Genomic DNA, 22,306 nt, shown 5'->3' with positions numbered 1-22,306 from the left:
CCCGCGACGCGTGTCCCCGCTCCGCTTCCGGCGCTCCAGGAGCGAGCGGGACCCGTCCCCAAGCCCGCCACCGGCGGATCCGCTCCCGCGGACACACCCATCCTCAGAAGGGACAACCATGGCCACGCAGACTCAGGCTCCCGTCCAGCCGGGTTCCGAGAACAAGCTCTACATCCTTCAGCAGGGCATCGTCGAGGACGCCCCGGGCGGGGTCCCGGCCCACCTCAGCTTCGGCATCCTCAGCACCGTCCCCGACCCGGTGAACCCCGGAGACATCACCTTCACCCTGAAGGCACCCACCGGCTTCGTGTTCACCGGCTGGCTCTCCTGGGCCTACCACGACGTCAACACGCTGCAGGCGAAGGGCAACCTGGAGACCACCCAGGGCACCCTCGGCGACGGCGGCCGCACCCTGACGTTCACCCACAACCCGTACCTGTCCACCAACCAGGAGTGCCTCGGCTACGGCGCCCAGGTCACCGCCGTCGACGGCGCGACCCCGGGACGCTACACCGACGGCCAGCTGAAGGTGGGCGCCGCCAATCCGATCAAGCTCAAGGGCCGTGTCCTCGACCCCGACGAGGACTGACACCCGCGCCGCGCCGACGGGTCGAGAGGAAGGAGAGGCCGAAGAGTGCACGGCACAGAGAACCGCCGGGGCCGTCGGGGAGCACACGCCCTGGGGGCGCTGATCGCGCCGATGCTGCTGGCGTCGTCGTTCCCCGCGCACGCTGCCACGGCGCCGAAGGCACGGCCTGCCGCGCCGGCGCGGGCCACGGCAGCGCGTGAGCCGGAGTGCGTCCAGCCGGGGAACGCGTGGCTCAGCCCGCGCTTCTACTGGCGGAACGTGTTCGGCAGCCGGTTGGGCGAGGGCGTGATCCACGAGTCGTCGTCGCCGAACCCGTTCGGCGGGCGCATCGCGCCGGGGTCGACGTTCACGTTCAGGTGGCGACCGGACACCACACGCAATCCCGTGGGAGCGCGGAACCACGTCCACCGGGTCAACCTGGCCTCGGTCATGGCGGTGGCCCACGTGGAATCGGTGACCGGGCCCGGCAGCTTGTCCGGGACGACCCTCAGCGCCCAGGAGACACCCCCGCACAAGCTGGGCGACACCGTGGTGAGGTTCCGGATCAGGCCGGGGACGGAGGGCCGGACCGCCACCCTCTCGTCGGCCGACCACAGCCTGACCACCAGGTGGCTGTTCACCAACATCGACAACATCTGGGAGAACACCGGAAGCATCTCCTTCACCGTGGCCGACCGCGCCAGTCTCGGCTGCGGCTCGTCCTCCGTCCTCGGCTGACGGGACGACGAGGCCACCGCGCCGGTCGGCACCCGGCCGACCGGCGCGGCAACGGCGGACCCCTTCGTGTCCGGTCATGGGGGCGGCACGGCCACGCGGGCGCCCAGCGGGCGGTCCGCCGGAGCCTCGGCAGTGATGGCCTGGGCCGCAAGGGTCGTCAGCAGACGTTCGTGTCTCCGGTTCCCCTCAGAGCTCCTTGGCCGGCCAGTCCAGCAGCCGGGCGCCGATGACCGCGGTCTGCAGCATGTAACGGTGCGCGGGGTCGGCGGGGTTGGCGCCGGTGAGCTTGTGGATGCGTTCCAGGCGGTAGGTCATGGCCCGCACGCTGAGGGAGAGGCGGCGCGCGGCCTCGGCGGCTGTGCAGCCGGAGTCGAAGTAGGCGGTGAGCGTGTCGAGGAGCGGCTCCGCGCCGCCGCGGGCCGTGGTGAGCGGGCCCAGGGTGCCGAGGACCAGGTCGGCCATGGCCTGGCGGTCGCGGGTCAGGACGGGGTAGACGAGCAGGTCCGCGGCGCGCAGCACCGGGTCGTCCAGGCCCAGCCGCTCCGCCAGTTCGAGGGCGTTCAGGGCTTCCTCGTACGACTGGACGACCCCGCCGGGGCCGGGTTGGGGGCGGCCGATGGCGACCGTGCCACCGTCGGTGGCGGCGTGGGCCTGCTTGGCGAAGTAGGGGAGGACCTCGTCCTCGTGGCCGGGGGCGACGCACAGCAGCCGGCCGTCCTTGGTGGTGAGCAGGACGCTGCGGTTGCCGAAGCGGGCCAGCAGTGCCTGTTCCACCTGCCGGGCGACCGACGCGCCCTCCTCGTAGGCCACCGGGCCCTCCGCGACGGCGACGGCGTGGGCGTGCGACAGGCGCAGCCCGAAGCGTTCGGCGCGCTCGGCGAGTCGGCCCAGGTCACTGCGGCCGTAGAGCAGGTCGTCGATGAACTCCCGGCGGGCGGCCTCCTCCTGGCGCACGGCGAGGTGCTGGGCGCGTTCGTAGCCCTCGGCGAAGGCGTCTATCGCCTGGTGGATGGCGGCCAGGATGCCGTCGGCCGATCCGGCGCTGTGCGGGCGTGCGGTGCGTGCGGCGGTCAGGTGGGCGCTGACGAGGGCCCGCAGCCCGTACCCGGCTTCCGCGGCCTGCTCGCCCAGGGTCCGTCGGGAGTCGATCTCTTCCCGGGTGAGGCGGCGGCCGGTTGCCGAGACATCGGCCAGGATGCGGGCATAGCCGTCCAGATACTGCTCGGGAATGTCCCGCCCCGTCACGCCGCCCCCAGAATCTTGACGCGCCGATGACGTTTTCTTGGCGGGTCACCGGCATGCAGACCCTAGTGAACACTGCCGGACACCGGCAATGCGCGGGCGTGCGCCGGTCGCTCATCATGACCTGCGGGGAGCACTGCGGAGGGTTGTGGTGCCGGACACCGGCAGATGGCCCGCCACCTGTCGGCCTCCGGCACCGGAACCCGCACCGAAGCAGTGCACCGTTCACTGACGCGCGCCCGTCTCGTCGGCCGCCTCTGCCTCAAGGACGTATGCCATGACTGTCATCGGCGTGCTCGCAGCCGCCCTCCTCCTCGTCGTCGCCGTCGTGCTGCTGATCGTCTCCCGGCTGTTCCGCAAGGTGGAACAGGGCAAGGCGCTGATCGTCTCCAGGATGCGCAAGGTCGATGTCACCTTCACCGGGCAGGTCGTGCTGCCGGTGCTGCACAAGGCCGAGGTGATGGACATCTCGGTGAAGACCATCGAGATCACCCGGGCCGGCAAGGAAGGCCTGATCTGCAAGGACAACATCCGCGCGGACATCCGGATCTCGTTCTTCGTCAAGGTCAACCAGACCGTGCAGGACGTCATCAAGGTCGCCCAGGCCGTCGGCACCCAGCGGGCGAGCGACCAGCGGACGCTGCAGGAACTGTTCCACGCGAAGTTCTCCGAGGCGCTGAAGACCGTCGGCAAGCAGATGGACTTCACCGACCTCTACACCCAGCGTGAGGAACTCCGCTACAAGATCATCGAGTTGATCGGTGTCGACCTCAACGGCTACCACCTGGAGGACGCGGCGATCGACTACCTGGAGCAGACACCGCTCACCCAGCTCGACCCCGCCAACGTGCTCGACGCCCAGGGCATCCGGAAGATCACCGAGCTGACGACGATCGAGCACGTGCGCACCAACGAGTTCCAGCGCACCGAGGAGAAGGAGATCACCCGGCAGAACGTCGACGCCCGCGAGGCCATCCTGGAGCTGGAGCGCCGGCAGGCGGACGCCGAGATCAAGCAGCGGCGGGAGATCGAGACCTCCCGGGCCCGCGAGGAGGCCGAGACCGCGCGGGTGGTGGAGGAGGAGCGGCTGCGTGCCCAGTCCGCCTTCCTGCGGACCGAGGAACAGCTCGGCGTGCAGCGGGAGAACCAGGCGCGCGAGGTCGCCGTCGCCGCCAAGAACCGTGAGCGGGTCATCGCCGTCGAGAACGAGCGGATCGAGAAGGACCGCCTGCTGGAGGTCATCGCACGTGAGCGGGAGACCCAGCTGACCAGGATCGCTTCCGAGAAGGAGGTCGAGGCGGAGAAGCGGGAGATCGCCGAGGTCATCCGCGAGCGGGTCGCCGTGGACCGCACGGTCGCCGAGCAGGAGGAGGCCATCAAGAAGCTGCGCGCCGTGGAGGAGGCGGAGCGGCAGCGGCAGGCCGTGGTCATCGCCGCGGAGGCCGAGGCGCAGGAGAAGCTGGTCAAGGACATCAAGGCCGCGGAGGCCGCCGAGCAGGCCGCCACCCACCGCGCCGCCGAGGAACTGACCTTGGCGCAGGCACGGTTGAAGACCGCCGACCTCGACGCGCAGGCCAGGCTGAAGCTCGCGGAGGGTGTGCAGGCGGAGGCCGCCGCCGAGGGACTGGCCGCCGTACGGGTCCGCGACAAGGAGGCGGAGGTCATCGAGAAGGCCGGCCGCGCCGAGGCGGAGGCGACGGAGGCCCGGCTGCGGGCCGAGGCCGAGGGGGTGCGGGCCAAGGCCCTCGCCGAAGCGGAGGCGATCGGGGAGAAGCTCAAGGCGGAGGCCGCCGGTCTCACCGAGAAGGCCGCCGCGATGGCCGCCCTGGACGAGGCGTCCCGCGGGCACGAGGAGTACCGGCTGCGGCTGGAGGCGGAGAAGGCCGTCCGGCTGGCCGGACTGGACGTGCAGCGCCAGGTCGCCGAGGCGCAGGCCACGGTTCTCGCCACCGGCCTGGAGAACGCCGACATCAACATCGTCGGCGGTGACTCGGTCTTCTTCGACAAGCTGGTCGGGTCGATCGCGCTCGGCAAGGGCGTCGACGCCTTCGTGCAGCACTCCGAGACCGCGCGGACCCTGGGGAAGCCCTGGCTGGACGGCTCGTCGAGCTTCACCGACGACCTCGCCCGCATGCTCGGCCCGGTCTCCACGGCCGACGTGCAGAACCTCACCGTCTCGGCCCTGCTGATGCGGCTGATGAAGTCGGGCGGCACGAACGCCGGGCACCTCCAGCAGCTCCTCGACAAGGCGGGCGAACTCGGCCTCGCCGACACCCCGCTCACCGCCCTCGACGGCGCGGCGAGGGTCTGACCGGGACCGGGTGGTGCCGGAGCTGCCGCACAGGGGACGGCAGCTCCGGCACCACCCTCGTCCGCCACCTCCTCGAAGGGATGAACCGTCCATGGCCACCGCCCTGGAGACCGGTGCGTACGACGCCGTCGACGCCGGCACCTACGAGGTGCTGCGCGACCGGCTCACCGCACAGGCCGGCGAACTCGCCCGGCGTGCCGAACTCCTCAACGACCGCCGCATCGAGGAGTTCGGGACGGCACGGCTGGAGCTGGCCGGCAGCCGCCACCTGCGGACGGAGCACGCGTGCGTGCCCCGGGACGTCGTGTCCGTCGGGGACGTCCTGCTCGTCGGTGCCGGCGACCGGCCCGGCCCCCGCCCGCAGACGGCGGTCGCCGACGTGTTCGCCCTGTACGACCGCGACCTGAACCGGCTGCCGCAGACGGCCGTACCGGGCCTGCTGGACGACCCGTTCTTCGTACGGGAGTTCACGGACCTGCACCGCTACTACCGGCAGGCCCGCCTGCTCCGGCTGCGCCGGATCGACGGCAGACTGCTGGCGGTCTTCCGCACCGGCGAGAAGACCGACGACATCCGCGTGCTGCGCTGGGCCCTGGACGAGACCGGCCGGCCGGCGTTCCTGGACGCGCGCGGCGAACGCGACGACACCTTCCCGCCCCCGTACGACCTCACCTGGACCGAGACCACCCGTGAGGACCATGTCCTGGGCCGTCACCCGCACGTCTCCGTCCAGGGCGAGCTGTACGTCGCCACCCTCGGCGGCGCGCTCACCGTCAAGCTGGAGAACGACACCGAGACGGGCGAGGGCATCCACAGCGAGCCGGTGGACGAGCCGCTGCAGGCGCTCGCCGACGCGGACATCGCGCACGCGCGCGTCGGCGCCCTGATCCTGCTGCGGGTACGCCCGTACAAGGAGGACGGCCACAGGTACCTGGTGTTCAACACCCTCACCAAGGCAGTCGTCCGTCTGGACGGCATCGGGCAGGCGTGCCGCCGCCTGCCCGAGGACCAGGGCATCGTGTTCCCCGGCGGCTACTGCCTGGCCACGGGCGCCCACAAGACCTACGGAACCGACGCGAGCGGCCTGGAGTTCGAGCGGGAGATCCGCTCGCCCAACGGCGAGGACGTGCTGTACGCGTTCCACGCCCGTGGGGAGAGCCGCGGTCTGCTGTTGTCGTACAACACCATCCGCAAGGAGTTCGCGAACCCGCTTCCCTGCCGCGGCTGGGCCCTGTTCGACGACGGCGCCTTCGCGGTGCTGCGTGCCGAGGGTGAGGAACCGGCGCAGGTGCATCCGGTGCGGCTGTGGAACTCGCCCTACGCCTCCCACGCCCACGTCGCCACCGCCCTCACCGGGAGCGGCGCGCTCGGGCGCGTGGGCAACGCCGACCTCGTGCGGGGCATCTCCGCCTGCCTGTCCGTCGCGGGCCTGGCCCGGGAGGACATCTCGACGAGCGAGGGCTACCGGGAACTGGCCGCCGCCTGTCTGCGCGCCGCCGACGCCCACCACTGGCTGGCCGAAGGCGACCTGGGCGACCTGCTCGGCGCGCTGGACGCGGTCCGTGGGACGGCCGAGCAGGTGCTGGCCGAGTTCGAGACCGTGCGAGCACTGACCCGGCAGGCCGCCGACGCCCTGGACGAGGCCGCCGAGCGGATCGCCTCCGTCGTGCGCCGCCTGCGCGGCGAGGCACCGGACGAGGCCGCGGCCTGGGTGCGGGGGCTGACCGAGCTGCGGCACGCCCACGGCCACCTGCTGACCCTCAAGGAGATGCGGTACGCGGACGGCACCCGCCTCGACGCCCTCGCCGGCCAGGCGGAGGCCGACCTGGCCGCTCTCGGGCAGCGGGCCGTGGTCTTCCTGGCCCGCGAGGACGCCTTCGCCGGCCCGCGGAGGGAGGTCGAAGAGCTCGTCGCCGACGCCGAGGCCATCACCACCGCGGCAGAGGCGGCCCCGGTGGCCGCCAGGCTGGACGAACTCGGCGACACCCTCCGCACGGTCACGGACGTCGTCGCCGCCCTGGACACGGGGGACGCCACGGTCCGTACGTCCGTCCTGGAGCGCATCGCCGGGGTGCTGGCCGGCGTCAACCGGGCCCGTGCCACCCTCGACGCCCGCCGCCGCGCACTGGCCGACCACGAGGGCCGCGCCGAGTTCGCCGCCGAGAGCGCGCTGCTCGGGCAGGCCGTCACCGCGGCCCTCGCGGCCGCGGACACCCCGCAGGCGTGCGACGACCAGCTCGCCCGGCTCCTGAGCAGGCTGGAGGACCTGGAGTCCCGCTTCGCGCGGTCGGACGAGTTCCTCGGCGCCCTCGCCGACAAGCGCACCGAGGTCTACGACGCCTTCGCCGCCCGCAAGCAGTCACTCGCCGACGCCCGCGCCCGCCGCGCCGAGCAACTCGCCGCCTCCGCCGGCCGCGTCCTGGAGACCGTCACCCGGCGCTGCGCCGCCCTCTCCGACGCCGGCGCGATCGCCGCCTGGTTCGCCTCCGACCCGATGGTGGCCAAGGTCCGCCGCACCGCCGACGAGCTGCGCGCGCTCGGTGAGAGCGTGCGAGCCGAGGAACTCGACGGCCGCCTGAAGTCCGCCCGCCAGGAAGCCGACCGCGCCCTGCGCGACCGCACCGACCTGTACGCCGACGACGGCCGTACCGTCCGCCTCGGCACCCACCGCTTCGCCGTCAACACCCAGCCCCTCGACCTGACCCTGCTCCCGCACGGCGACGGCCTCGCCTTCGCCGTCACCGGCACCGACTACCGCGCCCCGGTCACCGACCCCGCCTTCGCGGCCACCCGCGCCCACTGGCACCGCACCCTGCCCTCGGAGTCACCGGAGGTCTACCGCGCCGAGTACCTCGCCGCCCGCCTGCTGCGCGCACACGGCCCGGCCGCCCTCGCGGCGGCCGAGGACCTCCCGGCCCTGGTACGCACAGCGGCACAGGAGGCGTACGACGAGGGCTACGAGACCGGCGTACACGACCACGACGCGACGCTCATCCTCACCGCGCTCCTGCCCCTGTACGAGGCAGCCGGTGCCCTGCGCCACGAAGGCGCCGCCCGCGCCGCCGCCCAGCTCTTCTGGACCCACGGCACCACCCCCGGGGCACGCCAGGCGTGGACCCGGCGGGCTCTGTCGCTGGCCCGCGCCCGGGACACGTTCGGTCCGGCACCCGCCGTCGCCGATCTGGAGCGGGAGCTGGCGGAGGAGATCGGCGCGGAGTACGCGGCGGCCGCCGCCTCCTACCTCTTCGAGGAACTGACGACCGCTCCCGGCGGTTTCGTCCTCGGCGCGAGCGCCCGCACCCTGCTGGACGCGTTCCGCCGCACGGCCGGCACGAGTGCCTACGCCGACGACCTGACCGCACTGGACGACCTGCCCGCCCGCCGCCAGCTGGTCGAGGCGTGGCTGTCCTCGTACGCGGCGGCCGGCGGCATGGACCTCGCCCCGGGTGATCTGGCCGAGGCCGTGGCGGCCGAACTCTGCCCCGAACTGTCGCGCTACGACGGCGACGCCCCGCTCACCGCGACCGCCGAGGGCCTGCTCGGCACGCACCCCCGCGTCACCGCCCGCCGACTTGCCCTGCGGCTGGACGACTTCCTCGCCCGCACGGCCCGCTTCGCGGAGCAGGACGTGCCCGCCCACCGCGCCTACCAGCGGCGGCGCACCGCCCTGGTGGCCGCCGAACGCGCCCGCCTGCGCCTGGACGACCACCGCCCCCACGTCATGTCCTCCTTCGTCCGCAACCGGCTCGTGGACGAGGTCTACCTGCCGCTCATCGGCGACAGCCTGGCCAGGCAACTGGGCACCAAGGGCCACACCAAGCGCACCGACACCGGCGGCCTGCTGCTGCTCCTGTCCCCGCCCGGCTACGGCAAGACGACCCTCGTGGAGTACGTCGCCGACCGCCTGGGCCTGATGCTGGTGAAGGTCAGCGGTCCGGCGCTCGGCCACGCCGTCACCTCGCTCGACCCCGCCGAGGCCCCGAACGCCACCGCACGCCAGGAGGTCGAGAAGATCAACTTCGCGTTGGAGGCGGGCAACAACACCCTCCTCCACCTGGACGACATCCAGCACACCTCACCGGAACTCCTGCAGAAGTTCATCCCGCTGTGCGACGCCACCCGCCGCATCGACGGCGTCCGCGACGGTGAACCGCGCACCTACGACCTGCGCGGCAAGCGGTTCGCGGTCTGCATGGCCGGCAACCCCTACACCGAGTCCGGCAGCCGCTTCCAGGTGCCGGACATGCTCGCCAACCGCGCCGACGTGTGGAACCTCGGCGACGTCCTGAGCGGCAAGCAGGACGTCTTCGGCCTGAGCTTCATCGAGAACGCGCTCACCGCCAACCCGGTCCTCGCCCCGCTGGCCGGCCGCGACCGTGCCGACCTCGCCCTGCTGCTCCGCCTGGCCCAGGGCGATCCGACGGCCGGATCCGCCCGGCCGGCCCACCCGTACGCGCCCGCCGAGCTGGAGCGGATCCTGGCGGTCCTGCGGCACCTGCTGACAGTCCGGGAGACGGTCCTGGCGGTCAACGCGGCCTACATCGCCTCGGCCGCCCAGTCGGACCCGACCCGCACCGAACCGCCCTTCCGGCTCCAGGGCTCCTACCGGAACATGAACAAGATCGCCCAGCGGGTCCAGCCGGTCATGAACGACGACGAACTGGCGACCCTGATCGACGACCACTACCGGGCCGAGGCCCAGACCCTGACCACGGGCGCCGAGACCAACCTGCTGAAGCTGGCCGAGCTGCGCGGCACGCTCACCGCCGACCGGGCAGCCCGCTGGACGGAGGTGAAGGCGGCCTACGTCCGTGCCCAGACGCTCGGCGGCCCGGAGGACGACCCGCTCGCCCGCGCCGTCGCCGCTCTCGGCCTCCTCGCCGACCGCGTGGCCGCGGTCGAGGCCGCCATCACCCGCGCCACCGGTCCCCGCATGGTGCCCGCCCAGCCGCGAGGACGGCACGCCGCCGGAGACCTGGAGCAGCCATGATGCCGTTCCTGATCCCCGTGGGTGTCGCCGTGCTGATCGTCGCCGTCGACACCGTGGTGCTGGTCCGGCGCGACCGGCGCCGCATGGGGGGAGGCACCCAGGGCCCGCGGACCGAGGCGCCCGCCACGCGCGCTGCCCCGAGGTCCGGCGCAGGGCGCACGCCGGCCGCGCCGCCTTCCCGCGTGAGCGGGAGTGAGGACGAGTGCTCGGCGGGCGGCGCTCGGCGAGCGGCCCGGCGGTATCGTGCCCGTACGGGTGGCCGGTCCCGCGGGGACGGCCGTCCGGGAGACGGTACGACGGGGACAGGAGCCGGTTGTGCGAGCGCGTGACTTGGCGGTCGAGTACGAGACGGTCGGCCTGGACAGCGACGCCCTGGGCGCGGCGCGGCTGATGGCCGAACACCGGTTGCCCGCCCTGCTGGTCGTGGACGGCGACGGCGAGCCGAGAGCGGTCCTGCCCGCCTCCCAGATGGTCAGGATCCTGGTGCCGGAGTACGTCATCGAGGACCCGACCCTGGCAGCGGTGGTCGACGAGCGGCACGCCGACCGGCTCTGCGAGGCCCTGGCCGGCCGCAAGGTGCGCGACTGCCTGTCGAAGAGGACTCCGGCCCCCGTGGTCGCCGCGCCCGACGACACCGCGCTGGAGATCGCCGCGCAGATGGCAGAGGTACGCAGCCCTCTGGTGGCCGTGGTGGACCATGACGCCCAGGGCACCCGCCTGCTCGGCGTCATCACCGCTTCCCACCTGCTGGAGCGCCTGCTCGCCGTGACCGCCGACTGAGCCGCCGGGGGCTCGTCGCCGCAGACCGGCAACGAGCGGTGCCCGGCGTGCCCACGGGCAACCACGCCCTTCCGGTCGTCGCGCACAGCTCCACCGACGTACCGGTCGCCCGCATGTTCGACGTGGAGGACCTCGTCGGCATCCCGGACGACGACGGCCACGACGACGACCATGACCGTGCACCGGCCACCGCGCGGGGCGCCCGGACCGAGTGAGCGACCGACCGGAGGACCGTGAACGACTGGCACAGCTGGGCGGCGATCGCCGTCTTCACCGGCGCCTACGCCCTGATCATCAGCGAGAAGATCCACCGCGTCGCCGTCGCGCTCGGCGGCGCGGGCCTGATGCTGGCCCTCGGCGCGACCGACGACGTCTCGGCGTTCTACTCCGAGGACTCCGGCATCGACTGGAACGTCGTCTTCCTGCTCATGGGCATGATGATGATCGTCGGCGTGCTGAAGAAGACCGGCATGTTCGAGTACCTGGCGATCTGGGCGGTCAAGCGTGCCCGCGTCCAGCCCTTCCGGGTCATGGCCATGCTCGTCGTCATCACGGCGCTCGCCTCGGCCCTGCTCGACAACGTGACGACGGTCCTGCTGATCGCCCCGGTGACCCTGCTGGTGTGCGAGCGCATGGCCCTGCCCGCCGCCCCGTTCCTGATCGCCGAGGTGTTCGCGTCGAACATCGGCGGCACGGCCACCCTGGTCGGCGACCCGCCGAACATCATCATCGCCAGCCGGGCCGGCCTGACCTTCAACGACTTCCTCGTGCACCTCGCCCCGCTGTCCGCCGTGCTGGTCGTCGTCCTCCTGCTGCTGTGCCGGGTGATGTTCCGTACGTCGTTCGTCTACGATGAGGAACGCGCCGCCGAGATCATGGCGCTGGAAGAGGGCGAGGCCATCAAGGACCGGCGCCTGCTGCTCCAGGGCCTGATCGTGCTGGCCCTGGTGGTGGCCGGCTTCGTCCTGCACCCCGTCCTGCACTACGAGCCCAGCATCGTGGCCCTGTTGGGCGCCGGGCTGTTGGTCGCGCTGTCGTCGGTGGAGACCCACGACGTCCTCGCCGAGGTGGAGTGGCCCACGCTGGCCTTCTTCGCCGGCCTGTTCATCATGATCGGTGGCCTCATCGACACCGGCGTCGTCGGCGAGATCTCCTCCCAGCTGGCGAAGGCCATCGGGGGCAGCGAACTGGGCGGTTCGATGATCCTGCTCGGTGGTTCGGCGGTGCTGTCCGGGATCGTCGACAACATCCCCTACGTCGCCACCATGGCACCCATCACCAGCGACCTGGTCCACGACATGGGCGGCTCCTCGGGCCACGTCCTGTGGTGGGCCCTCGCCCTGGGCACCGACCTCGGCGGCAACGCCACCGCCATCGGGGCCAGTGCGAACGTCGTGGTCCTCGGCATCGCCGAACGCAACCGGCAGCCCATCTCCTTCTGGCAGTTCACCAAGTACGGCCTGGTCGTCACGGCCGCGACGGTGGCCATCGCCCTGGCCTACGTGTGGCTCCGCTACTTCGCCCTGGCGTGACGGCCGGAACGGACGACAGCGCGTCAGAGCTCCGCCGAGGCGTCGCACGGCAACCACCGAACCGCTTCCCTGGGAGCAGGGACGCCGGCGCGGCACATCGCGGACGGCCCCCGGCGAACGCGAGGAGCCGGGTATCGGTGGACGCCGCACACATCGTGGGGTCGATCGTCGCGGTCTGCTGGGTCGGATACCTCGTCCTGGCGATCAGGTTCCCGGGGAAGTTCTGACGGTCCCACCGCACGTAGCGGCTGTGGGACGTACCGCCGGGGCCCGAAGGCCGACCTCGGGACTCGCGGCCGCAGGTTCCCGGCCGCGAGTCCTGGAGGGCCTGCGCGTCCTGAACGGCCCGTCACCCGGCCGGAACCCGGAAGGGCCGCCCGAGCCGAGTCCTGGGAGACCGTCTCACGATCAGGCCGCCTCTGCCTCTGCCCCTGCCTCGACGTCCTCGATACCCGTGGGCCGTCCGGCCCGGTTCCAGCGGATGTACAGGCCGCCGGCGATGAGAAGCGCGGCCACCATCGACAGCACCGGCCGGCCGCGCAGCAGGTTCACCACGAGGGTGAATGCCACAGCGGCCGCGGCGATCCCGTTGGCCCAGGCCAGCGCGGTCTTGCCCGCGTCGCGCGCGAAGCGGGTCATGGCGAGCAGGCCCACCAGGAAGCTGACGAAGACGGCGACCGCGTAGAAGAGGACGAGCTCCTGTTCCTGCCCCGCAGCCGCGACGATGACGACCGCCGCGGCCACCAGGTAGACCACCACGGACCAGTACGGCGTGTGGTGGCGGTTGGCCCGGCCGAGGACCGGAGGCAGCACGCCGGGCCGCTCGGAGCTGCCGGACAGGGCCTTCAGCAGCCCGGGGCCGGCCTGGAAGGAGGAACTGGCGGCGGCGAGCAGCAGCAGCGAGCTGGTGAGCTGGAAGGCGCCGTAGAGCCGGCCCGGTCCGGCCGCGGCGCGGGCGATGTCGGCGATCTGCGTCGAGTCGGCGCCCGGCACGCCGATGTGCAGCCGTACGGCCAGCGCGGTCAGCGCCAGGGTGAGCCCGCCCACGATGACCACCAGGAGGGCCAGCGTGCCACGGCCGAAGCGTCGGCGACGGGTGTCGTCGAGCTGACCGAGCTGCGCGATCGCGGTGGACGGTGCCTCCACGCCGGTGGCCAGTGCCATGGCGACCGGGAAGGCGAGGACCACCGCGAGCACGGCCGAGTGCCCGGGTCCGGTGGTCGGGGCCGCGTGGGCCGTGCCATCGGGCGCGGCGAAGCCGAGGATCAGCACGGCCACGGACACCGCCACGAACGCCGCGGTCATGACGGCGAACAGCAGCCGCCCGACGTGCCCGAACCAGGTCAGCCCGGCCACCAGCAGGAGGAGCGCCAGAGCCAGGACCAGGCGGACAGGCGCGAGTGCAGGGAAGAGAGCGATCACGGCGCTGGCCGCGGCGGAGATCGAGATGCCGATGGTCAGGACGAAGTCGACCACCAACGCGCCGATGGGCAGGAACGTCCATCGCGGCCCGAACGCCCGGGCTGCCGCCGCCGCCGCTCCTCCGCCCTTGGGGAAGCGACGCACCAACTGCCAGTAGTTGGCGGTGACCACGACGACCAGCCCGATCACCAGGCTCATCGTGGGCAGCAGCAACGCGAGGTCCCCGTGCAGTGCCCGCAGCGCCGCCTCGATCGCGTAGGCGACGGAGGACACCGGGTCGGCGATCACGGCGAAGGCGAAGGCGAAGAACAGAACGGAACGGCGCGGAGCACGACCGCGCGAGGAGACGGGGAGCGCCGATGGAACGGCAGCCCGACTGGTGGCAGACACGCGAAGACCTCTCGTCGGCAGAATCAGGAGGGACCTCGCCGACCCGACTTCCCGGCACACCGGCGACAACACTACGTCCGGCCGCCGGGGCACTGACCTGCCGCTTCGGGTCGCGGCATCCTCCACTACCGTCGAAGACGGTCCAGGCGCGACCGCCCCGTGCGGCTGCTGCTGGACGAACTCGTCCGCCGCAAGGGCGAGTTGGACTGGTCACCGACAAGGGTTACGACTACGACCCCTCGCTGATGCGGCTTGGCAGCCGGAGTATCACACCCCCGTATCGCCCGTAAGGGCGTCGAGCCTTCGACTCGGCTGGGGAGACACCGGTGATCTGTTGACGCACCGTGAGCCGGCTGGGCGGCTTCCGTCGCCTGCACCGCCGTTACGAGCGCGAGGCCGAGCACTTCCTTGCCGTCACCGGCATTGCCGTGACGGTCATCCGCTACCGCCGCCTTGTGCTGCCGCCGCCTTGCCGGGTGACGCAATGGCTCACACCGGTTCTGTCTGTTCGGCAGGGCGCGGGGAGGCAGGGCGCGTCGCGGGGGTGGAGCGGCGGGCGAGGTCGGGCAGGACAGTGGCCAGGCCCAGCAGTGCCATGATCGCGCCGAGCCAGAGCGGGGCGCGCAGTCCCCAGGCGTCGAGCACGACGGCGCCGATGGAGGAGCCGAGGATGATGCCGAGGGTGATGAAGGAGGAGTGGACGGTGTTGACCAGCGGGCCGGCGTTTCCGGTTCGCTGGACGCGGGTCGCCATGGCCGGGTTCATGGTGACGCCGACCAGGCCGATGCCCATCATGCAGACGACGGCCGGTGCGGGCAGGTCGGCGAGCAGGGCGAAGCCGGTCAGGAACACGGTGTTGAGGACGAGGCCGACGGCGAGGACGAGGACGGTGTGCCGGTCGGCGAAGCGGCCGACGATGTTGTTGCCGACGACGGTGGCGGCGCCGTAGGCGATCAGCAGGAGAGGGACGGTGCCGGTGGAGAAGCCGGCGAGGTCGGTGAGGATGGGGTTGAAGTAGCTGAAGGCGGAGAAGGTGGCGCCGATGATGAGCGTGCTGGTGGACAGCACCAGCCACAGCTTGGGCTTCGTGAAGACGCCGACCTCTTGCCGGAATCCGCCCCCGCCCTCGACGCGTTCGATGCGGGGGACGCCGAACCAAGTGGCCACGGCGGCGATCACGGTGATGGCGGTGATGGTCCAGAACGCCGCGCGCCAGCCGAAACGCTCGCCGACCAGGGTGGAGATGGGCAGCCCGAGCAGGGTGCCGAGCATGAGGCCGTTCATCGCGACAGCGATCGCGCGGCCGCGGACCTCGGGGCGGGTGATCTGGGCGCACATCGAGATACCCACGCCGAAGAAGGCCTGTGAGGCGATGCCGGTGATGATCCGCGCGACCATCATCGTGGAATAGCCGGTCGCCGTGGCAGCCAGGACGTTGCCCGCCAGGAAGATGACGAACAGCGCCATCAGTGCCGTCCGCGGCGGGAGTTTCATGAGAGCCACGGTGAGGAACGGCCCTCCGGCCGCCATGGCCACCGCGAACGCGGTGATGAGGTAGCCGATCTGCGGGATGGTGGCGTTCAGGCCGTCGGCCATCTGCGGCATCAGTCCGGCGACCACGAACTCACTGGTCACCATGGCGAAGATGCCGAGTGCCAGGACGTATACGGCACGGGGCACGGTCTTGTCTCCTTGGAGGTCGACGCCGACCGGCGTGGGCCGGGTGGCGTGGTGATGAAGAACGTTATGAATCGATCAGTTCAAAACGCGGACATGTGTAGGCATCGCCCGGGTGGCGAGTGGTCAGTGGGTCAGCGCGTCGAGGGTGACTTCGGCGATCGACTCCAGTGCGGTCCGGTCGGCGCCGCCCTGGCTGGAGATGCGCATACCGCCGATCGCTGCGTTGATGAAGCGGGCCAGCGCTCCGGCGTCCCGCTGGGAGGTGATGCTGCCGTCACGGCGACCCTCCTCGATCACCGCGCGCAGCACCGCGAGCCTGCGGGCTGTGTCGCGCTCCAGCAGTTCCGCCGCCCTGCTGTCGCGAGCGGCCAGTTCGACCGTGGTGTTCACGGTCAGGCACCCCAGGATGCGGCCGCCGGCCCGGTGCTCGGTCTCGCCGTCGACGACCATGGCGAACAGGCCGCGGATGCGGTCGGCGGCACGGCGCCGCGTGTCCTCCAGGACGGCCAGCTGGGCGGTGGTCATGGTGTCGATGTAGTAGGCCAGTGCTCGCTCGAACAGGTCGTGCTTGCTCTTGAACGCGTTGTAGATGCTGCTGCGCCCCAGCCCGGTGGCTTCGCACAGGTCCTGGGTGGAAGTGGCCTCGTAGCCCTTCTCCCAGAACGTGCGCATCGCCGCGTCCAGGGCTCGTTCCTCGTCGAACATCCGCGGTCGCGCCATGCGGCCAGCTTAACCATTTTGGATCGATCGTTGCAATACACGCTCACAAGCCTGCCGCTCACTACCACCTGAGGCCGGCAGTGCGGGGCGTGCCGGCGGGACTATCTCGTCCCCTCACCGGCGTTCCGAAGCTCCTCCTTCTGAACGCGCCACTCCCGCAGCCTTCCCACGGGCGAATGCAGCCCTGGCGGCTGCAGTGGAGGAGCCGACCGTCCAGGAGTACCAGAAGCTCCTCCGCGACCGCTCACGTGATCAGTCCGCCTGAAGCTCTTCAATGACCTGCTCGGCCACGCGCTGTGCAGGCTCCAGCCGGGGGTCCTCAGGGTGCGCGTACGGACCAAGGATCTTCGAGCAGACGAACAGCGTCATCAGCTTGCCGTCCCGGCTCTCGAAGCCCTGCCGACGCTCCCGCCGTACACGATCGGCCAAGGACGGGATGGCAAGCGAGCTCGCCCACAGCGAGGCCGAGTCCAGTCCCTGTGGGGCGTTCCCCCAGTCCTCCCAGTCGAAGAGGCTGAACACCGGCGCCGTGACGTTGGCCCAGTTCAGGTCGGCGTGAGCCGGCACCCAACGCTGGACGGTCGTATCGAAATCGCCGGGGAAGGCAGCCCGAATGGCTGCGGTGACCGACGTCTGCGTGATGGTCTCGGTGTCCGGTGTGGCGACCCGCCTTGTCTGGTGTGCTGCCAGCGCGTCCAGAGAGGCGTGCAACGCGTCCCACCACTCGTCCGGGAGTTCCGGGGCCCCACTCAGAATGGCGTTTCCGACTGGAGCGGCGGGCAGGAGCTCAGTTTCGTCGGCCCGCCACATCACCTGTTCGTTCGTGTCCCTCCAGACCAGGCATCCCCGCCATGCCGGCCGGGCGACGCCGTCCAGGCGGGCGGCGCACTCCGCGCCGTTCCATCCTTGATCGGTGATTCTGTCGACCAGGCGTCGCTCGATGCGGATCCAGGTCTCGCGGTCGGTCCGTGCTCCCACGGACCGACGCTTGCGCACCACCGTGTCCGGTAGGAAACGCACCTGCAGTGACCGGGCCACGCGATCCGGAACCTCGTCAACTGCCTGCACGCGTAGGTCAACGGCCTGATTAGTGGATACCGAGAGCGTCATACACAGGACCGTAGCTGCGGGGCTGCGAGAGGCCGTCGAACTCGAGGAACCAGCGGCCAACTCGGACTGCATCCAGCAGCCCACGGGAACGGATGCCCCGGCTCCGGGCTGGAAGAAGGGGAAACGCAAGCAGGAAGATCCGTCGGACCCGGGCGGTCGGCAAGATTCATAGCGGTTGCTGTACTCCGGTGCTGTACATACATCAGAGGCCCATTCGCAATCACGTGAATGGGCCTCTGACCAGCGTCGGGGTGGCGGGATTTGAACCCACGACCTCTTCGTCCCGAAGCAACTTGGGCGGAGGCTCGACCTGCAGCGAGTGCGCCTTTCACCTGCGGCGATAGTCCGCGGGCGTCCGTGCTTGTCCGCCGCTGTCCGTCGGCGTTGTCACGCAGTTAGACACTCACCGCCGGATCGCACGATGCGGCACAGCCATGGCCGGCTCGGGGCTGGCCCAGTAGAGAATGGCACGGTGGACGTAGCTGCGGAACTGTGTGCTCTTACGGGCTCTCTGTCGCGAGAAGACGGGGTCTTCGGCCGTGTGGTCGACCAGGCCAGCGGATCCGTTCCGGGACTCGTTCGCCAAGTGGCCGCCGAGGCCGAGGAGGCTTGGAAGCAGTATGCAGTGGAAGGTGCAGTTGGCCCGGACACAAAAGTAGAGATCGACGACGCTCTCTTGCAGATCGACGCTGAGCGCGCAGCGGAGCTCTTGGCCTACCTGGCGACCTACGACCTCGTGTTCCCGGGCTCAGCACGCCGAGACCGCGCCCACGCCCGTAGAGCGGCGGAACGAGTTGTCCGTCTGCTGGGCTATGAGGCCGCCTGGTACACGAACATCACCGACCTCTCGCCCGGAGCACGAGCGTGGAACCCGGTCACCCGGCATACCTTCGATGGGGTTGTTGCCGGGACCGGCGGGTCCTTCGCCGTGGTGTTGCTGCAGGTAGGCGAGGACTGAGCCCCGCTGACACTCTGCCGCTGCCGTGTCAGCCGCGGCGTCGTGCGAGCACCGCTTTAGGAGTTCGATCGCTCCTCGGTACTGCCGGGGAACCACCCGGTCACACTGGCCGTGTCGGGCCGCCCAGGACTGCTGGCGTCCGGCGTTGTTGATGTCACGCGTGGATGTCAGAGCGGAGCAACCCGCGCGCGCTCGCTGGCACGATGACCCCGTGGTTGACCTGGAGCGCATCAAAGCAGAGACCGTGGCGTACTTCCGGGCACTCGATGAGAACGCCAACCAGCGGCACCACTTCCGCCATGCTGACGAGGACGGCGGCTTGTGGTACTTCGAGGCCGTACTCGACCGCGGCGAGTTGATCGCCGTCAAGCAAGCCGAGCTGACTTCGGCCGGCCAACTCCACCGGTACAGCTGGCAGCACCTGGAGGACGAACATGGCTTCCTGACGGACCAAGCGATCGACCCTGAAGAGGACCCGCTGGAGACCATCCCGGCAGAGGAGTTCCAGCGGGTGTGGACTCGGTGAGCGGGCTGGACAACCACTTTAGGAGAGAGGCTGGGTGATCTCGCGCCTGATCTGCGGCTTCACCGGCCGAGGAAGGGGGCGGGTGCTCGACCGCGGGGCACCGGTGCTGACCGAGGCTGACCCCTGCATCTGGCACGGTTGTGGCACGAACCTCAGCCGACGATAGTCAGCCACGATGGCGGGTGCGTCGACCGACCAGGCGCGCGTGTGCCTCGCTGCACCCCCGCTGGCCTTCACCACGCTGCCAGCGTCGTCGACCAGAGTAAGTCACGACGGCCGGCACGTAATGACGGCGCACACGGAAGCCTCCGTTTGGCGCTCAGGACATCAACCGTAGATGTCAGCGGGGCCTCACCTGCGAAATCCGTAGGTGAGGCCCCGCTGGTCTGGTGTCCCCGGCAAAGTTCGAACCTGCGAGACCCGCTTTAGGAGTTCAACGCAATGGCTGGGTCACCCCCGCACCGGTGTCAAGGCTGGGTGGGGCGTGTGCCTCTAAGTACCTCCACGGGCGCTCATGTATGGCGACGTTGCAGTCAGAGGCTACCGTCGCTGTTATCGCTTCCAGATGAGTGATTAGAATCTGCGCGCAATGCGTCTGCCGGACCGTGGAACGAGTAGTCCCCCAACGGTGTGTCTCTCTGGGCGAGCGTTCGGTTTAGCAGCTCTTCCCTGCGACTCGCTAGGTTCTCTTTATTCATCACCACATCATCGACAATTTCCAGGAATGCATCGCCTATCAGCGTTGATACCTTGGACGCGGTGTTTACTGATTCGGTCAGTAGCAGGATAGTGAGAGCGTCAAGAGCATGGCCCCGGGCCAGGTGAATACTGTCGTCAGGGTCCACGTCGCCAGCTTGTATTTTCTCCAGAATTTCCCGCGCCCCTTCAAAACGAACATTCGCATGACCATGCGAGAATTCGCCTAGAGCTTTAGTTAGGGCGCGAAGACGATTCCATCCAGCAGCTTTAACCCAGTCCTTCGGCGTCGTGGACGGCGAAGCCGCCAACTTCGATGCCTTGTCCGGCTTCTCAGTCCACGTTCTCATTCTGGCGCTTTGCTCCAGGACGATGCGAAGTGCTGCCAGGGCGCGGTCGTCGTCCTCAAGCCAAAGCCAGTATGCGGAGCGAAGGGCGGAAGAGCAAGAAGCCGCAGCGTCTCCAGCAGGGCTTCCCTCTAGCCATACGGCAAGAATGCCCGCCATTTCGCTCGCAAGCATGTACCGAAAGTCTCTAGTTTCGAGGTATTCGAAGTCTAGATGTCCTATCTTACCCTTTTCCTCGCGAAATGCCTTCAGTGCCCACTTAGCTGCTCTGGCTCGGCGCTCATAGAAGTGCAAGTGGGCAAACTCGTCGTCTCTATAGAGCCTTCCGGCTGGACGGCGCCCCAACATCACCTCTGTGTGTGCTCTTGCGGCGTCCTCCAGGCCAACCACTACTTCTGGCCGCAAACCAGCCTTTGGTAGTAAAGGGGCCAAGGACCAGAACTTTGGGCCGACTGAGCCGGCGTACGCTCTTTCGAAGGATCGCGAAAGGATCTTGGCGGGAAGATCCATCCTGCCCTGCTCGTCTGCTGCTGTGGCAAGACAAAGTCTGACTTGGCGAAGGATCAGTGTGATTACGTCTGCGAGGCTTTCTGAAGCGTCCCTCAGGATACTCGGCGATTCGGCGTCAAACAGTCGCCCAGCGTCCCAATATGCCAATTCGCTCCATGGGCCGCGTCCATGAAGGAACTCAGACATTGATTCCATCAGTTCCACGGGATGCACCTCGTGGTCCAGTCCAACGTTGACTGATGGGCCGTCTGATGAATGTTGCTCCGTTTCCTCGTCCCATGCTGGAGCAGCAGGGGCGTCTGGATTCCTTATCACACGCCGCGCAAACGTATAGTCCTCGTGGCACTTGGCCCAGGCCCGTCCGTAGTAACTGGCTGCTGGCTCGCCGATTCTGTGTGTGACGCCGGTGTTGTATGCAGCGTTTTCGGCCCATCGCTCAAATTGTGACCTTAGAATCGCGGTAGCACCCATGAATTGCCCGCAGAAGACAAGGCGGGCTGCCGCGTAGACGCTGTCGACCCCCCATGCCAGATGATCGATCCAGTTGGCGCCATAAGAGGACGGTGATCGGTCTCGAGAAACGCCTAGCTGACGGAAGGCGACGTCGGTATATCCGATAGAGAGCAGGGCAGACATGATCGGCTCGATAGAGGCCGCGGGCATTTTTTCGACGGCGATCATGCGCGAGTTGTGGCGGGCTATTAGTGCTTCCACAATATATTTACTGCCCATCGCGGCCATCGCCTCGTATTCGGCAATGGAGGACCCTCGTGCGCTTGCACGACGCTGGGCCCTTCGCGCGTACCTGGCCGTCCTCCGCAAGCGTTCGGCCTCTGACTTCGCTGGTTCGCGCAACTCTTGCCTGCGACGACTGGCCCTCCCCATGGGTCCCCTCCCTGCGGCAACGTGACAACTTCGCATGATGCCGCATGGCTTCATACGCCGGCATCTGATTTGAGGCGTCTGATGCCGCACCGGAACGCCTCAGTCTTGACCATGCAGCCGACCTGTCATCTCAGCGTGCGCTCGAGTCGTGATGAGCAACTCGCCCAACCGAACTGGTGGAGTGGGCTAGAAGATGCTGCGACCGGCAGGGCTTAAAGGATCTTTTGTGCATGCTCGGCAATCGGGGTACCTGAGGTGGCCCCCGGGAGAGCACCGCGACGCTCGATCGCGTCTCGTGTAAACCACCCAATGTCTGTCATATTTGAAGCGAGTGTATCTCTTAGTACATGCTCTTGCTCGCTAGTCGGAAGTAGCTCGTAAATGTCCGCTATCAGGACTTCGAGCGAATTTGCGTGAGGGCTGTATCGGATCTTATCTACGATTCGCCCCTGGTAATCATGGAAAATGTATGGGAATTTTTCATGTGGTAGGGCTGACGTGACCACGAGTTCCTCGTAAAACTCGCGCCATGGCGAGTCTTCACGTCCACGTCGGTCGTCGAACCATGAGTAGAACTTTGGTAGATGCCTACCGAGTACCCTGATCCTTAGGTCTGACTTACTCTTCGGATCGATGGCGACTAGGTCATCGTCCAGTGCACCGATTGATTCAAGAAAGGCTTGTCCTTGGGTGGAGAACTTGAATACACCTCCCACTGGTTGGTAGTGAGGGAAGCGTGAACCCCGAACTAGAAGATATTTTCCGTCCAGCTTGATGCGGAAAAGATATGCGGCAGAGATTCGCACGGTGCGATTCCGGTATCGCAGCGAGTACCAGTAGAGCCGCATGGTCACCCGGCTCGCGTAAAGTGATAGTCCAGTTGGTACTGCGAGTGCTAGAA

At 69.1% G+C, this 22,306-nt stretch carries 17 protein-coding genes; 10 read left to right on the top strand and 7 right to left on the bottom strand.

Going from position 1 to position 22,306, the window contains the following annotated elements; genetic code table 11:
* Positions 1 to 118 precede the first annotated feature (118 nt).
* Both ACZ7N4_RS29590 and ACZ7N4_RS29585 read left to right on the top strand, forming a co-directional pair.
* On the top strand, positions 119 to 589 hold the full coding sequence (locus tag ACZ7N4_RS29590; protein WP_471363872.1) for a hypothetical protein: 471 nt from the start codon (positions 119 to 121) through the stop codon (positions 587 to 589).
* Positions 590 to 634: 45 nt separating this feature from the next.
* Positions 635 to 1,306 carry a hypothetical protein gene (locus ACZ7N4_RS29585; RefSeq protein ID WP_471363869.1) on the top strand — a complete coding sequence of 224 codons (672 nt, stop codon included), beginning with the start codon at positions 635 to 637 and terminating at the stop codon, positions 1,304 to 1,306.
* Positions 1,307 to 1,492: 186 nt separating this feature from the next.
* Here the strand turns inward: ACZ7N4_RS29585 and ACZ7N4_RS29580 are convergent, their stop codons facing one another.
* On the bottom strand, positions 1,493 to 2,551 hold the full coding sequence (locus tag ACZ7N4_RS29580; protein WP_471363866.1) for a PucR family transcriptional regulator: 1,059 nt from the start codon (positions 2,549 to 2,551) through the stop codon (positions 1,493 to 1,495).
* Between the two features lie 274 nt (positions 2,552 to 2,825).
* On the opposite strand from ACZ7N4_RS29580, the gene ACZ7N4_RS29575 reads away from it, so the two are divergent.
* From ACZ7N4_RS29575 to ACZ7N4_RS29550, 6 genes are all read left to right on the top strand, one after another.
* Positions 2,826 to 4,859 (top strand): flotillin family protein, encoded by a 2,034-nt coding sequence (locus tag ACZ7N4_RS29575; RefSeq protein ID WP_471363863.1) that lies wholly within the window; start codon positions 2,826 to 2,828, stop codon positions 4,857 to 4,859.
* Between the two features lie 91 nt (positions 4,860 to 4,950).
* Entirely contained in the window at positions 4,951 to 9,849 is a 4,899-nt protein-coding gene (locus ACZ7N4_RS29570) for a DNA repair ATPase (RefSeq protein ID WP_471363860.1), read from the top strand.
* Positions 9,850 to 10,164: 315 nt separating this feature from the next.
* Positions 10,165 to 10,629 (top strand): CBS domain-containing protein, encoded by a 465-nt coding sequence (locus tag ACZ7N4_RS29565; protein WP_471363857.1) that lies wholly within the window; start codon positions 10,165 to 10,167, stop codon positions 10,627 to 10,629.
* Positions 10,630 to 10,676: 47 nt separating this feature from the next.
* Positions 10,677 to 10,844: a hypothetical protein gene (locus ACZ7N4_RS29560; RefSeq protein WP_471363854.1), complete on the top strand. Its 168-nt coding sequence runs from the start codon at positions 10,677 to 10,679 to the stop codon at positions 10,842 to 10,844.
* A gap of 18 nt (positions 10,845 to 10,862) precedes the next feature.
* Positions 10,863 to 12,161: an ArsB/NhaD family transporter gene (locus ACZ7N4_RS29555; RefSeq protein ID WP_471363851.1), complete on the top strand. Its 1,299-nt coding sequence runs from the start codon at positions 10,863 to 10,865 to the stop codon at positions 12,159 to 12,161.
* Between the two features lie 137 nt (positions 12,162 to 12,298).
* Complete coding sequence (locus tag ACZ7N4_RS29550) at positions 12,299 to 12,388, top strand: K(+)-transporting ATPase subunit F (protein ID WP_471363848.1); 90 nt, start codon at positions 12,299 to 12,301, stop codon at positions 12,386 to 12,388.
* Positions 12,389 to 12,569: 181 nt separating this feature from the next.
* On the opposite strand, the gene ACZ7N4_RS29545 is transcribed toward ACZ7N4_RS29550, so the two are convergent.
* The 4 genes from ACZ7N4_RS29545 to ACZ7N4_RS29530 form a co-directional block, all read right to left on the bottom strand.
* A complete protein-coding gene (locus ACZ7N4_RS29545) occupies positions 12,570 to 13,973 on the bottom strand; it encodes an amino acid permease (protein WP_471363845.1) in 1,404 nt (467 codons plus the stop codon).
* A gap of 489 nt (positions 13,974 to 14,462) precedes the next feature.
* A complete protein-coding gene (locus ACZ7N4_RS29540; RefSeq protein WP_471363842.1) occupies positions 14,463 to 15,653 on the bottom strand; it encodes an MFS transporter in 1,191 nt (396 codons plus the stop codon).
* Between the two features lie 123 nt (positions 15,654 to 15,776).
* Entirely contained in the window at positions 15,777 to 16,373 is a 597-nt protein-coding gene (locus ACZ7N4_RS29535; RefSeq protein WP_471363839.1) for a TetR/AcrR family transcriptional regulator, read from the bottom strand.
* 252 nt (positions 16,374 to 16,625) lie between these two features.
* Positions 16,626 to 17,483, bottom strand: coding sequence for a hypothetical protein (locus tag ACZ7N4_RS29530; RefSeq protein WP_471363836.1), 858 nt, complete (start codon positions 17,481 to 17,483; stop codon positions 16,626 to 16,628).
* A gap of 472 nt (positions 17,484 to 17,955) precedes the next feature.
* Between ACZ7N4_RS29530 and ACZ7N4_RS29525 the strand changes: the two genes are divergently transcribed.
* Positions 17,956 to 18,441 carry a hypothetical protein gene (locus tag ACZ7N4_RS29525; protein WP_471363832.1) on the top strand — a complete coding sequence of 162 codons (486 nt, stop codon included), beginning with the start codon at positions 17,956 to 17,958 and terminating at the stop codon, positions 18,439 to 18,441.
* A gap of 211 nt (positions 18,442 to 18,652) precedes the next feature.
* Entirely contained in the window at positions 18,653 to 18,967 is a 315-nt protein-coding gene (locus tag ACZ7N4_RS29520; protein ID WP_471363829.1) for a hypothetical protein, read from the top strand.
* Positions 18,968 to 19,500: 533 nt separating this feature from the next.
* Here ACZ7N4_RS29520 and ACZ7N4_RS29515 read toward each other — a convergent pair.
* A complete protein-coding gene (locus ACZ7N4_RS29515) occupies positions 19,501 to 21,201 on the bottom strand; it encodes a hypothetical protein (RefSeq protein ID WP_471363826.1) in 1,701 nt (566 codons plus the stop codon).
* A gap of 416 nt (positions 21,202 to 21,617) precedes the next feature.
* Entirely contained in the window at positions 21,618 to 22,253 is a 636-nt protein-coding gene (locus tag ACZ7N4_RS29510) for an SMODS-associated NUDIX domain-containing protein (protein ID WP_471364140.1), read from the bottom strand.
* Positions 22,254 to 22,306: the final 53 nt, after the last annotated feature.

The organism is Streptomyces sp. NPDC107654, assembly GCF_055639035.1.
The sequence above is the reverse complement of the archived record's forward strand: the minus strand, read 5'-3'. Positions and strand labels throughout refer to the sequence as shown.